Raw genomic sequence first — 13,218 nt, forward strand, 5'->3', positions numbered from 1 at the left:
CGCGTCAGTGCTCCCGACTCCGGAGGTGTGCTGATGGCCCGTGGTGCTGCAAGGGACGACGACGGCGACGACGAGGCGACTCCGCCGGGGCGCGTGCGCCTCGACAAGTGGCTCTGGGCTGCGCGCTTCTTCAAGACCCGGGCGCTGGCAGCCGAGGCGGTCGACGGCGGCAAGGTGTCGGTGAACGACGAGCGGCCAAAACGGGCGCGACTGATCCAAGCGGGCGACGAGGTCGCCGTGCGTCTGGGGCCGTACCTCCATATCGTGCTGGTGCGCGACGTGAGCGCGCGCCGGGGATCCGCCGCGATCGCCCAGGGGTTGTATGAGGAGACACCCGGGAGCATCGCCGCCCGGGCGCACCTGTCGGAGCAGTACCGCGCCGCCGCGACGATGTTCGCGCACCAGGAAGGAAAGCCAAGCAAGAAGGAGCGTCGCGCCATCGACAGGGTGCGCGACCGCCGCTGAATGCAGGCAGACCGTAACATCACGTGCCACCACATGCTGGCGCGTTGATGTAGCGATCCGGTGCAGTGACATTTCAGGTGCGCACCACTCAGACCCCGCATCAGACGTGTCATGCCATTCGTGATCAGCCGCGCCGTGAATGAACTCGTGGCCCGCACCCTCGCGCTCGAGATCGAGCCGCGGCGCTGGGATCCGGGCTTCATCGGCACGCCGCCACGTGTCGCGACCGTGTCCGAGCTCGCCAATGCGATCGAGGCGATCGGCAAGCAGGGTGAGCTGAGCTACCTGCGGCGCACACTGGGCCGCGCGGAGTTCGAGCAACTGGTGCGCGATGGTGCGGTGCCGGTGGTGCTGCTGCCGGAACGTGGCGAGGACGCACTCGAGGCGCTGGTGGTGGTGGCCTCGACAGGGCGCGCACTCACGATCGTGCCGGTGACGGCACGAGGTGCCGGCGCCGAGAGCACGCTGTCCCTGGAGTCGGCGTGGGCGCGCCTCTCGTCGCGGGTGGTGGCCGCCCTGGTCCCGGTGCGGCTCACCCCGGTGCTGAGCGATCGCGGTGACGGCCTGATCCACGACACCCCGCACGAGCACCTCACGCCGTTCCAGCGCCTGCGCCAGCTCCTGCACTCGGAGCGGCGCGACATCGAGCTGATCTACCTCTACGCGGTGCTCGTCGGCCTCTTCAGCCTCACGGTGCCGCTGGCGGTGCAGGGGCTCACGCAGCTGGTGCAGGGTGGCCTGGTGCTGCAGCCGGTGGTGCTGCTCATCATCTTCGCCATCGTCGGCACGCTGGTGACGGGCGCGATCCAGCTGCTGCAGGAGTCGGTGGTCGAGAACATCCAGCAGCGGATCTTCGCGCGCCTCGCCTTCGAGTTCGCGTACCTGGTGCCGCGCGTGCGCTTCGAGGCGGCGCAGAAGGCCAACCTGCCGCTGCAGATGAACCGCTTCTTCGAGGCGGTGCTGATCCAGAAGGCGCTGGCGAAGCTGCTGCTGGACGTGCCGACGGCCACCCTCCAGGTGCTGTTCGGGGTGGGGCTGCTCTCGTTCTACAACCCGAGCTTCATCATCTTCGCGGTGGTCCTGATCCTCGGCGTCTACGTGATCTTCCGGCTCACGTTCCCGCGCGGGCTCGAGACGAGCATCATGGAGTCGAAGTTCAAGTACAACGTGCTGGAGTGGCTGCAGGCGATGGCCCGCTCCATCTCGGCCTTCAAGTTCGCCACGCGCTCCACGCTGCCCATGGAGAACATGGACGAGCACGTGGCCAACTACCTCAAGTACCGGCGGAAGCACTTCAAGGTACTGATCACGCAGTCGATGAGCATGATCGTCTTCAAGACGCTGCTCACCGGCGCGCTGCTGATCCTCGGCACAACGCTGGTGGTGGGCCGCTCACTCACGCTGGGCCAGTTCGTGGCGGCGGAGCTGGTGATCGTGACCGTGCTCGCCGGCGTGGAGAAGCTGGTGCGGTCGCTGGCCACGATCTACGACGTGCTCACCTCGGTGGACAAGGTCGGCCACGTGATGGACCTGCCGGTAGAGGAGATCCACGGACTGCAGATCGCCGCGTCCACGGCCGGACTGGCGATCCAGGCCCGCGGGCTGACGTTCACGTACCCCGACCAGTCGTCGCCCACGCTCTCGGACATCAACCTCGACATCCGGCCCGGCGAGCGGATCGCCGTCACCGGCGTGGACGGCAGCGGGCAGACCACGCTGCTGCGTCTGCTCGGGGCGCTGCACGACCGCTTCGACGGCACGCTCACCTATGACGGCGTGACGCTGCGCAGCATGAACCGCGCGGCGCTCCGGGAGCAGATCGGCCAGGTGCTCTCCACCACCGACCTGTTCGACGGCACCATCGAGGAGAACATCAGCGTCGGCCGGCGCTTCGTGGACCGCGCCGCCGTGCTGAAGGCGCTGCGCGACGTGGACGTGGACGAGGTGGTGCAGGGCATGCCGAATGGCGTGCAGACGCGCATCACCAACGGCGGCACCAACCTCTCGGCCGCGGTGGCGAGCAAGCTGCTGGTGGCACAGGGCATCGTCGGTGCGCCGCGGCTGCTGCTGCTGGACGACTTCTTCCAGAACCTGGACGAGGAGTACCGCACGCGCCTGATCCGGCTGCTCACCGACCGGGCGGTGCCGCACACGGTGGTGGCGGTCTCGCACGACCCGGAGTTCCTGGTGGCGTGTGACCTGATCCTGGTGATGGAGGGCGGGCGCATCCGCGAACAGGGCACGTGGGCGGAGCTGGGGCACACGCTCGGCCGGACACAGGCGCAGGGGTTCCCTGCGCAGGGGCGCTGAGCATGGCCACCACACCATCCCGCCGCGCCGCGCCGGCCGAGGTGCCGCGCGACATCCTCAGCGACCACGAGCACCTCGAGTCGGCGAAGCTCCTCGTCACGCCCGCGTCGCACCGGCTCTTCTACCGCATCGTGATCGGCACGCTCGTCGTGTTCGTCGCGTCGATGTTCCTGCCCTGGCAGCAGTTCGTCGAGGGCAAGGGTGAGGTCACGGCCTTCTCGCCGGCGGATCGCCCGCAGGTGGTGCCGTCGACCATCGGGGGACGGATCGTCGAGTGGTACGTGCAGGAGGGGCAGGTGGTGAAGGCGGGGGACCCGCTGCTGCGCATCACCGAGGTGAAGGACGACTACCTCGACCCGCAGACCATCGACCGCTACAACGAGCAGCTCACCGGCAAGTCGTCGGCCGTGACGTCGAAGCGGGAGAAGGTGCGCCAGCTCGAGCTGCAGATCGGGCTGCTGGAGCGGAACCTGCGCCTGGGTGAGCAGAAGGCGCGCACCAAGGTGGCGCAGTACGAGGCCGACGTGCGGGCCGCGGTGATCGACTCCGCCACTGCGCTGGCCCAGTGGCAGCGCCAGCAGGCCCTGCTCGACCAGGAGCTGGTGCGCCTCACCGACGTGGAGAACGCGCGCGTCAAGTACCAGAACGCGGTGGCGAAGCTGCAGGAGAAGCGCCAGGCGCTGCAGGCCGCGCAGATCGAGCTGGATGGCGTGGCAGTGGACTATGGCGAGAAGATCGCGAAGGCGCGCTCCGAGGCCGCCGCGACGATGGCCGAGGTGGGCGAGGGCTCGGCGGACGTGGCGAAACTGCGGCAGAACGTGCGCAACCTCGAGATCCGCAACGGGTTCTACGTGGTCCGCGCGCCGCAGGCCGGCACCATCGTGCGCGCCGCGCGCGCGGGCATCGGCGAGCAGCTGAAGGAAGGGGAGACGGTGGTGACGATCATGCCGGCGGCGGCGCAGCAGGCGGTGGCGCTGCTGGTGAAGCCGATGGACGTGCCGCTGCTCAGCGTGGGCCGCAAGGTGCGCCTGCAGTTCGATGGCTGGCCGGCGCTGCAGTTCGCCGGCTGGCCGAGCGTGAGCGTGGGCACCTTTGGCGGCACGGTGGCGGTGATCGACCGGGTGCCCGATGCCGCCGGCCAGTTCCGCGTGCTGGTGGTGCCCGATTCCACCGAGGAGGCCTGGCCGCGGCAGCTCCGACTGGGCTCGGGGGTGCTGGGCTGGGCGATGCTCGACCAGGTGCGGGTGGGCTTCGAACTGTGGCGTCGTGTGAACGGGTTCCCGCCGTCGCTGCGCCAGCCGAGCGACGATGCGTTCGGCGGTGCGAAATCGGGGACGAAGTGACAGCACTGCGGCGCGCCGTGACGTTGCTGGCCTGCGCGTCGGTGGTGGCCGGCGCGCAGCCGGCGCCGCGGCGCGGGTTGCCGGTGGTGACCGACAGTGTGCGCATGCTCGCCGGCACGCCGCTGACGTTCGATGCCTTCTTCGACGCCGTGCGCCGCAACCATCCGGTCGTGCGCCAGGCGCGCCTGATCGCGGAGGGGGCGAGCGCCGACGTGACGGCGGCCTTCGGCAGCTTCGAGCCGAAGGTCGAGGCGTCGTGGCAGGCGAAGCGGTTCGAGGGAGCCACACCGGGCTCGCAGACGCTCTACTACAACTACGCGGACATCGCACTCAAGGTCCCGACGCCGTTCGGTGCGGACTTCAAGCTGGGGTACGAGCGGGCGTCGGGGCGCTACATCAATCCCCAGCTCACCACGCCGACCAACGGGCTCTTCTCCGCCGGCTTCTCGATCCCGCTCGGCCAGCGCATCCTGACCGACGAGCGGCGCACCGCCTTGCGCGTGGCCCGTGCCCTGCGCGACGTGGCCGAGGCGGAGCGGACCGGCCTCACGGCGAAGCTGCTCTTCTCGGCCGCGAAGTCGTATGCCGAGTGGTATTCGTCGGCGCTGCAGCTGCAGGTGGTGCGGGAGGGGGTGCAGCTCGCCGACACGCGGTTCGTGGCGATCACCCGCCGCGTGCGCGCCGGTGACGCGGCGGGCATCGACAGCATCGAGGCGGCGGCGGAGCTGAACCGGCGGCGGGCGCAGCTCGCGGGCGCCGAGCAGGCGTACTTCGCGGCCACGCTGGACCTCACCTCGTATCTGTGGGACGAACGCACCCAGCCCGCCGACCTCCCGCCGGGCACGGTGCCGAGTGCTGCGGGGCTGGGCCGGGTGACGCTCGATTCTGCGGCGGTGCCAGCGCTGCTCTCGCGTGTGCTGGCGCGTCACCCCGACGTGCTGAAGGCCGAGGGCAAGGCCGACCAGGCCAGCGCCGAGCGGGCGCTCGCGCGGCAGGCGATGATCCCGCTGGCGAGCGCCGACCTCTACGCACTGCGCCGCAGTGGCGGGAGCTTCGAGCCGCGGGAGGCGCTCGTCCGCGACGGGAACTTCAAGGGCGCGCTCAACCTCTCGTCGCCGCTGCTCTTCTTCAAGGAACGGGGCAAGTTCGCCAGCACCGACGCCAAGTTCGACCGCGCCGAGCTCGACGTGCGCGAGATCCGGCGCGAGGTGGTGCTGCTGGTGCGCACCGCCATCAACGATCTTGCGCAGTTCGATGCGCAGCTGGCCCTGCAGCGCGATGCCGTGCGCCTCTACCGCATCCTCAGCGCCGGCGAGCGTGTGCGCTTCGAGGCCGGCGAGAGCACGCTCTTCCTGCTGAACACCCGCGAGCGGCAGGTGCTGGACGAGGAGCTGAAGTACGTCGCGCTGCAGGCCAAGTACCTCGCGGCGCGGGCCGCGCTGGCGGTGGCGGCGGGTGAGCCGGGGCGGCTGCCTGAGCTGCGCTGACCCGGCAGGACTGGGGGTGGTGAAACAGTGGCGCTCGGGAGGCGTACCTTCTGGTGTGTCGCGTTCTCTCCCGTGAGGGCACTCCCATGACCGGTCCCGACATCGTTCGCCTGCGCCGTGCGCTGGCGCCGAGCCTGCTCCTCGTCCTCCTGCCGACCGTGCCACTGGCCGCGCAGCAGTCACGTCAGATGCCCGAACAGGCTGGCTTCGGCATCCGTGGCGTGAACGCCCAGCCTGCCGGCGAGTTCAAGCGCTACGTGAACAGCGGGTGGGGCATCGGGGGCGACGGCCGGTGGTTCCCCGGCCACCAGAAGGCGCTGGCGCTCCGCGGCGACCTGCAGTTCGTGACGTATGGCCGCGCCAAGACGCGCGAGTGCTTCGGCACTGGCTGCCGGATCGTGATCGACATCACCACGTCGAACAACATTTTCACCGGCGTCGCGGGGCCTGAGCTGCAACTCCCGTCGGGGCCCATCCGGCCCTACGTGAACGCCCTCGCCGGCCTCACCAGCTTCTGGACGCAGTCGAGTGCCGATGGACGGGACAACAGCAACGAGAACGTCTTCTCGACCACGAACCTGCGCGACAACCTGTTCACGCGGACGGCGGGGGCCGGGGTGCGCATCGCCGTGGCCGGCATGGTCCTCATCGACGTCGGCGCGCAGCGGCACTTCAACGGGCGGGCGCGCTACCTCACGCGAGACAGCTTCGGTGACGGCACGCTGACCACGCCGCTGGTCCGCGAGAGCGACGTGGACATGTGGACCTACTCGATCGGGGTCTCGTTCGGCCGCTGACGGGCGACTAGTCGTCGTGCCGGATCCGCTTGCGCTGCTGCTTCACCTCGCTGCGCTGCGACTTCGACTCCAGCCGCTTCACCTTCGACGTGAACGTCGGCTTGGTGGCGCGCCGGGCCTTGGGCACCACCAGCGCCGCCCTGACCATCGCCACCAGCCGGGCCTCGGCGGCCTCGCGGTTCTGCAGCTGGCTGCGGTATTCGCTGGCCGTCAGGCGCAGCCAGCCCTCGGTGTCCAGCTTCGAGACGAGCTGCACCGCCAGGCGCTCGCGCTGCGCGTCGGTCAGCGCGACGGAAGTGCCGGGCTGCCACCGCAGCTCGATCTTCGTGGAGCTGGTGTTCACGTGCTGCCCGCCGGGCCCGCCGCTGCGTGACGCCCGCACCTCGAGCTCCGCGCGCGGGATGTGCACGTGCGCGTTCACCACCAGCACGTCGCGTGGTGCCTCGTCGTCGCTACGTGCCACGTTCGGCCACGGCGTCACACTGGCGCACCGCGGTGGCCAGCTGGGGGAGGTTCACGGTGGCCGGCGCCGAGAAGATGGCCACGTAGCCATCCACGCCCAGGTCATGGAAGCCCTGCTGGCGGTACCCCACCGCCTCCATCTCGCAGCGCAGCAGGGCGGGGGGCGTGCCATGCTGGTCGGTGCGCCGGTTCATGTCGAGGATCGCGATGCGCGCTCCCGGCTTCAGCGACGGCACCAGGTTCGCGAGCAGCCCGAACGGCTGCTCGATCTCGTGGTACATGTGGATCATCGTCACGAAGTCGAGCGCGGCGCGTGGCAGCCGCGGGTCGTGCGGGTCGCCGAGGGCCAGCCTGACGTTGGTGAGCTCGTCGCGGTCCACCCGCTCGCGCAGGTAGCGCAGGTAACGCGGCATGATGTCCTGCCCGTAGACGAGGCCCTGCGGCCCCACCCGGCGCGCCATGCGTGCCACGTAGTAGCCGCTGCCGGCGCCGATGTCGGCCACGACCATGCCCGGCCGCATGCCCAGCAGCGCCATCACGGTGTCGGCTTCGTGGGCGGCGTCGCGGGCGGCCTCGTCGCTCCATTGCGGGGAGACGATGCTCGAGATCGGCCGGCGCGGGGCCGGGAACTGCGACGCCGGCAGGCCCGGCGGCGCCAGCGCACGGACCGCGCCGGTGTCACGCGGCCAGCGCGCGACGGTCGAGGTGCGCGGTGTGCTGTCGGCGACGTCGCGCGTGTCGCCCAGGCGCTCGTCGCGGGCACACGCGACGGCGGCGGAGAGCAGGACGATCGTCGCGAGGCGCATGCCGAAATAACGGCGGCGAGCGGGCGGCTGCACAGGGAGGGCGGCCGCGGGGGGAGCGACGTGTCTCACCGTCCTGCGGCCGGGGTCCGGTTCACCCGCACCGCGGCCACGCGCCGGCCGTCCATCGCCACCACCTCCAGCTCGGCGCCGGTGATCGTCACCCGGTCACCCACCCGCGGCAGCCGGCCGAGGGCGTTGAACACGTACCCGCCAAGCGTCGTCCAGTCGCCGTCCGGCACGGCGACCTTGTAGTCCGAGCGCACGTCGATCAGCGAGAGGGACCCCGCCAGCTCCAGCACACCGTCCGTCTCCAGCGCCTCACGGGCGGCGGCGTCGTACTCGTCGGCGATGTCACCCACCACCTCCTCTACCAGGTCCTCCATGGTGATGATGCCGGCCGTTCCGCCGTACTCGTCCAGCACCACCGCCATGTGCGCGCGCGTCTTGCGCAGGTCGTCGAGCACCCGTTCGGCCGGCCGCGAATCGGGAATGAAGAGCGGGGCGCGCACGAACTGCTGCAGCGTGAAGCTGCCCTGGTGCAGCCACAGGTCCTTCGCCAGGAAGACGCCCACGATGTCGTCGAGCGAGTCGCCGATCACCGGGTAGCGCGAGTAGCGCTCGCTGCGCAGGATGGCCCAGACCTCGGCCTCGGTGGAGTCGAGCGGGATCGCCGCCACCTCCGTGCGCGGGCGCATCACGTCGCGCGCCTTCTTCTCGTGGAAGTCGAAGACGCCGGCCAGCATCATGCTGTCGGTCTCGTTCAGCGTGCCCTGCGCGCCGGCCTGCATCACCAGCAGGCGGAGTTCCTCGGCGCTGTGCATGCTGTGGTGCCCGCCGCCGGCCGGGTCCACCCCCAGCAGGCGCAGGAGCGCGTTGGCGACCGAGTTCAGCAGCGTGATGAAGGGGCTCATCACCCGCGAGAAGAGCATCAGCGGGCGCGCCAGATACATGCTCACGCGCTCCGGCGCCACCAGCGCGATCGACTTCGGGGCCAGCTCGCCGAGCACGATGTGGAGGAACGTGATGACGAGGAACGCCGTCGCCACGCCGGCGGTGGTGTGCGCCACGCCGGCATGCGCATGGATCCCCAGCTTCGCCAGCCCGGCGTCCACCAGGGTGGCCAGTGCCGGCTCGCCGATCCAGCCCAGCGCCAGCGACGCGAGCGTGATCCCGAGCTGCGTGCCGGAGATGTAGCGGTCCAGCTCCGACAGTGCTTCCTGCACCGCCCTGGCGCCGCGCTCCCCCTCCGCCGCGAGCTGGTCGATGCGGCTGCGCCGCGACCCCACCAGCGCGAATTCCGCGGCCACGAAGAACGCGTTCAGGAGCACGAGGACCAGCACCGCCAGCAGTCGCAGGCCCACGCCCGCCTCGGGCAGGTTCATGCCGCCACTCCCCGCGCCGGTGATGCCGGTGACACATTGTCGTCACGCATGGACACCCCGCACCGCGAGACCCCGCACCGCATCACCGCGCAGGCCCTGACGCCGATCACGCGGCTGCGCGCCATCCTCGATCCGCGGCGCGCGCTGCTCTGGGTGTACGCCATCCGGACCGTGCTGGCGGTGGCGCTGATCGTGGCACTGCCCCAGCTGGCCGTGGGGCAGACCCCGACGGCGGTGACTCTGGTGCAGGCCGCAGCCATCATGGCGTTCGCGGTGACGGGGATCTCGCTCATTGCGGTCGAAATGTACCGCGCGCCGGCCAGTCGCGGGTTCCTGCTGGCGCAGGCCGTCACCGACATCGCCCTGATCACGGCGCTGGTCCACGTGACCAACGGCAGCGAGTCGCAGTTCGCGGCCCTCTACATCCTGGTGATCGCCTACTCCGCGCTGCTGATCCCCCGCAGCGGCGGGCTGATCGCGGCCCTGCTGGTCTGCGCCTTCTACTTCACCGACATCGTCGTCACCCGCGACTTCATCCTCGATCCCACGGCGTGGCTGCAGATGGCGAACTTCGCCACGGTGGCGGTGGGCACGGGTTACGTCTCGGCGCGGCTCCGGGAGGTGGGGTCGGGTTCCGAGGTGCTGGCGGAGACGCTGCGGCGCGAGCGGCTGCAGGCCTCCGACGTGCTCGACAACATCCGCAGCGGCGTGGTGACGCTGGATGGCCGGGGCCGGTTGCGGTATGCGAACCAGGCGGCAAGTGCGTTGCTGGGGGTGGACCTCTTCGCCTTCGTGGGCCGGCCGGCGCGTGACGAGCTCGACCGTGCGGCGCCCGGCCTGCTCCTCGCCCTCGAGCGCGCGATCCGCACCCGGACCCGCACCTCGCGCGCCGAGGCGGTGGTGCAGGGGGAGGAACGGGAGCTGCTGCTCGGCATCACCGTCACCTTCCTGCGACGCGACGATGGTGAGGATGCCGGGAGTGCCACGGCGATCTTCAGCGACATCTCCGACCAGAAGAAGCTCGAGGACCTGCACCTGCGCGCCGGCCAGCTCGAGGCGGTGTCCGAGCTGGCGGCGAGCCTGGCGCACGAGATCAAGAATCCCCTTGCCTCGATCCGGAGCGCGGTGGAGCAGCTCGGGCGCATGCCGAGTGCGGACGAGGACACCGGCGCGCTGACGCGGCTGGTGGTGCGCGAGAGCGACCGGCTGGCACGCCTGCTCACCGAGTTCCTGGACTTCGCACGGGTCCGCGTCACGCAGGTCGAGCCGGTGGACCTCGCGGCGCTCGTGCGCGACATCGTGAACCTCGTCGCGGCCCATCCCGACCGGAGCGTGCGCACGCAGCTCGTGTTCGAGTCGGACGCCGACGAGCAGCGCATGGATGGCGACTCCGACCTGCTGCACCGGGCGATCTTCAACCTCGTGCTGAATGCGGCACAGGCCGTCGACGGCGCCGGCACCGTGCGGGTGGTGCTGCAGGCGGCGACGGTCGACACTGTGCCGGGGGGCGTGCTGCCCGACGGGGGCGCGCTGCGCCTCATGATCGAGGACGACGGTCCGGGCATGACGGACGAAGTGCGGGAGAAGATCTTCACCCCGTTCTTCACCACCAAGCCGCGCGGAAGCGGACTCGGCCTTCCGGTCGTGCACCGCGCCATCGAGGCGCACCGTGGCGTCGTGCTGGTTGATTCGTCACCCGGCAGCGGTACCCGATTCACGATCATCCTGCCCCGCACCCAGTCCGATCCCGGAGCGCCCGCGTGACCCACCGAACCTCGCCCACCGTCCTGGTCGTCGACGACGAGGCCGGCATCCTCGAGACGCTCCGCATCCTGCTCAAGAACGAGGGGTTCACCCCCATCACCGCGCTGGGTGGGAAGGCGGGCCTCGATGCCCTGGAATCGGGCAGCCCCGACATCGTGCTCAGCGACATCCGCATGCCCACCGTCTCGGGGATCGAGGTGCTGGCGGCGGTGAAGGCGAAGGATCCGCAGCTCCCGGTGGTGCTGATGACGGCCCAGGCGTCCATGCAGAGCGCCATCCAGGCCGTGAACGAAGGGGCGTTCTACTACATCCAGAAGCCGTTCCGGAACGACGAGCTGGTGGCGATCCTGCGGCGGGCGGCGGAGCACCGGCAGCTCAAGCTCGAGAACGTGACGCTGAAGCAGGAGATCCAGCGGCGCGACCGGAGCAGCGCCGGCCAGAAGCCCACCGGCAACAGCCGGAGCTGGCTCAAGGTGCTGGAGATGGTGGAGACCGTGGCCCCCACCGATTCCACGGTGCTGATCACCGGCGAGTCGGGCACCGGCAAGGAAGTCATCGCGCGCTACCTGCACGACCTCTCGCCGCGCAGCGACAACAGCTTCCTCTCGATCAACTGCGGCGCGCTCCCCGAGTCGCTGCTGGAGAGTGAGCTCTTCGGGCACGTGAAGGGGGCGTTCACCGGCGCCGTGAAGGACCGCGCCGGCCTGTTCACGGCGGCGAACCGCGGCACCTTCTTCCTCGACGAGATCGGCGAGACCACGCCGGCCACGCAGGTCAAGCTCCTGCGCGTGCTGCAGCAGCGCGAGGTGATTCCCGTCGGCGGCACCGAGTCGCAGCCGATCGACGTGCGCATGATCGCGGCCACCAACCGCGACCTCGAGGAGGAGATCAAGCGCGGCAGCTTCCGTGGTGACCTGTTCTATCGCCTGAACGTGATCGCGATCCACCTCCCGCCGCTGCGCGAGCGCCGCGACGACATCCCGGTGCTGGCCACGAAGTTCCTGTCGCGGGTGGCCGGCACGCGCACCGACGTGCCGCTCCGCCTCACCGACGAGGCGCTCGATGCCATGCAGGCATACGACTGGCCCGGCAACGTGCGCGAGCTGGAGAACGCGATGGAGCGCGCCGTGATCCTGAGCACCGGTGACAGCATCGGGGTCGAGGCGTTGCCGGAGCGCGTGACGGCGCGGCGCGTGGAGCCGCTGGTGGCGGAGCGTGCGATCGTGAACCCCACGCTGGACGCCATCGAGCGCGCCTACATCATGTGGGTGCTGCAGTCGGAAGGCGGCAACAAGAGTCGGGCGGCCTCCACCCTGGGCATCGACGCATCCACGCTCTACCGCAAGCTCGCGCGCTACGACACCGACGCGTGACGGTGGGCGCGTGACGTGGTGACGGAACGGCGCCTGCGGGCGCCGTTCGCGTTGGTGCGCCAGGGGACACGCGAACCGGTGGTGAGCACACCGGCTGGCAGGCGCGGCACGCGAATGATGCGATTTGCGCCGGTTCGCCTAGGTGCCTGTGTGACGCCGGTGTGACAGTGGGGCCGTGCGCCTCGCACTCCGCGCGGGCGCCAGTCACCCCAGGCCTGGAGGGGCCCATGGCCCACCCCGTCACCGCGCGCCGCCGCGCGGGCTTCACGCTCATCGAACTGCTCATGGTCGTCGTCATCATCGGCGTGCTCGCCGCGATCGCGATCCCGAAGTTCACCAACACCAAGCGCCGCGCGAACCGGTCGGCCGGGATCGCCGACCTGCGCAACCTGGCCACCGCCCAGGAAGGGTTCTACGCCGACAGCGACCGCTACGGGGCCCTTGCCGACACCGCCCTCATGCGCTTCGCACTCAGTCGCGGCAACACGGCGCTGGCCATCGCCCTCACCGGTGTCCCCGCCGGCACCGCCGGGTGGAACGCCAGCCTCACCGCCGCCGGTGGGAGCAGCTGCGGCATCTTCGTCGGGACGGCGGCCGCGCCGGCCGGCATGCCCGCTGGCACCCCGGATGGCGTGCCCGTCTGCTGGTAGGCAGCCGCCGCGGCGTGGTGGCACACACCCGCGTCCGGTGCAATGCACGAGTTCGGCACATCGCAGAACGCACTGAACGTGGCGAAAAGCAGTGGCGGCGGAGCCGGCATTCCGCAGGATGTACTTTCTAAGTAGTTGTCAATCAACGACTTGCAAAGAGCAGCGGGCGCGGCCATAAGTTTGCCTTAGAGGAGCCCGAACCGGTCGGCAAGCGTGCCGCTCGGTGACCGGTCCCCCACTATGGAGTTGCACCATGCGACGCAGCATGAAGAAGGGCTTCACCCTGATCGAACTTCTGATCGTGGTCGTGATCATCGGCATCCTGGCTGCCGTCGCGATCCCGAAGTTCTCGAACACGAAGCAGCGCGCCTCGCGCTCG

General features: G+C 70.2%; 12 protein-coding genes. 9 read left to right on the top strand and 3 right to left on the bottom strand.

Going from position 1 to position 13,218, the window contains the following annotated elements; translation table 11 throughout:
• Positions 1–27 precede the first annotated feature (27 nt).
• From IT355_17300 to IT355_17320, 5 genes are all read left to right on the top strand, one after another.
• Positions 28–465: a hypothetical protein gene (locus tag IT355_17300; GenBank protein MCC7055033.1), complete on the top strand. Its 438-nt coding sequence runs from the start codon at positions 28–30 to the stop codon at positions 463–465.
• Positions 466–576: 111 nt separating this feature from the next.
• The gene (locus IT355_17305) at positions 577–2,775 is read left to right on the top strand and encodes an ATP-binding cassette domain-containing protein (GenBank protein ID MCC7055034.1); all 2,199 of its coding nucleotides are present in this window, start codon (positions 577–579) and stop codon (positions 2,773–2,775) included.
• Between the two features lie 2 nt (positions 2,776–2,777).
• Positions 2,778–4,118, top strand: coding sequence for an HlyD family efflux transporter periplasmic adaptor subunit (locus tag IT355_17310; GenBank protein ID MCC7055035.1), 1,341 nt, complete (start codon positions 2,778–2,780; stop codon positions 4,116–4,118).
• Entirely contained in the window at positions 4,115–5,605 is a 1,491-nt protein-coding gene (locus IT355_17315; protein ID MCC7055036.1) for a TolC family protein, read from the top strand. The genes IT355_17310 and IT355_17315 overlap by 4 nt, the downstream gene beginning before the upstream one ends.
• Before the next feature lie 86 nt (positions 5,606–5,691).
• A complete protein-coding gene (locus IT355_17320) occupies positions 5,692–6,402 on the top strand; it encodes a hypothetical protein (GenBank protein ID MCC7055037.1) in 711 nt (236 codons plus the stop codon).
• A gap of 7 nt (positions 6,403–6,409) precedes the next feature.
• Here IT355_17320 and arfB read toward each other — a convergent pair whose 3' ends face one another.
• The 3 genes from arfB to IT355_17335 form a co-directional block, all read right to left on the bottom strand.
• Entirely contained in the window at positions 6,410–6,865 is a 456-nt protein-coding gene (gene arfB / locus IT355_17325; GenBank protein ID MCC7055038.1) for an aminoacyl-tRNA hydrolase, read from the bottom strand.
• Complete coding sequence (locus IT355_17330) at positions 6,855–7,670, bottom strand: methyltransferase domain-containing protein (protein ID MCC7055039.1); 816 nt, start codon at positions 7,668–7,670, stop codon at positions 6,855–6,857. The genes arfB and IT355_17330 overlap by 11 nt, the downstream gene beginning before the upstream one ends.
• 65 nt (positions 7,671–7,735) lie before the next feature.
• On the bottom strand, positions 7,736–9,052 hold the full coding sequence (locus IT355_17335; protein ID MCC7055040.1) for an HlyC/CorC family transporter: 1,317 nt from the start codon (positions 9,050–9,052) through the stop codon (positions 7,736–7,738).
• Positions 9,053–9,100: 48 nt separating this feature from the next.
• Here IT355_17335 and IT355_17340 point away from each other — a divergent pair, with 48 nt between their 5' ends.
• The 4 genes from IT355_17340 to IT355_17355 all read left to right on the top strand — a co-directional run.
• Positions 9,101–10,816, top strand: coding sequence for a PAS domain-containing protein (locus IT355_17340; protein MCC7055041.1), 1,716 nt, complete (start codon positions 9,101–9,103; stop codon positions 10,814–10,816).
• The gene (locus IT355_17345; protein ID MCC7055042.1) at positions 10,813–12,189 is read left to right on the top strand and encodes a sigma-54-dependent Fis family transcriptional regulator; all 1,377 of its coding nucleotides are present in this window, start codon (positions 10,813–10,815) and stop codon (positions 12,187–12,189) included. Before IT355_17340 ends, IT355_17345 begins: the two co-directional genes overlap by 4 nt.
• 227 nt (positions 12,190–12,416) lie before the next feature.
• Positions 12,417–12,839: a prepilin-type N-terminal cleavage/methylation domain-containing protein gene (locus IT355_17350; protein ID MCC7055043.1), complete on the top strand. Its 423-nt coding sequence runs from the start codon at positions 12,417–12,419 to the stop codon at positions 12,837–12,839.
• Positions 12,840–13,104: 265 nt separating this feature from the next.
• Positions 13,105–13,218 (top strand): prepilin-type N-terminal cleavage/methylation domain-containing protein (locus tag IT355_17355; GenBank protein MCC7055044.1); only part of this gene is annotated, 114 nt, incomplete at its 3' end.

The sequence above is a fragment of the Gemmatimonadaceae bacterium genome (assembly GCA_020851035.1).
GTDB lineage: Bacteria > Gemmatimonadota > Gemmatimonadetes > Gemmatimonadales > Gemmatimonadaceae > JACMLX01.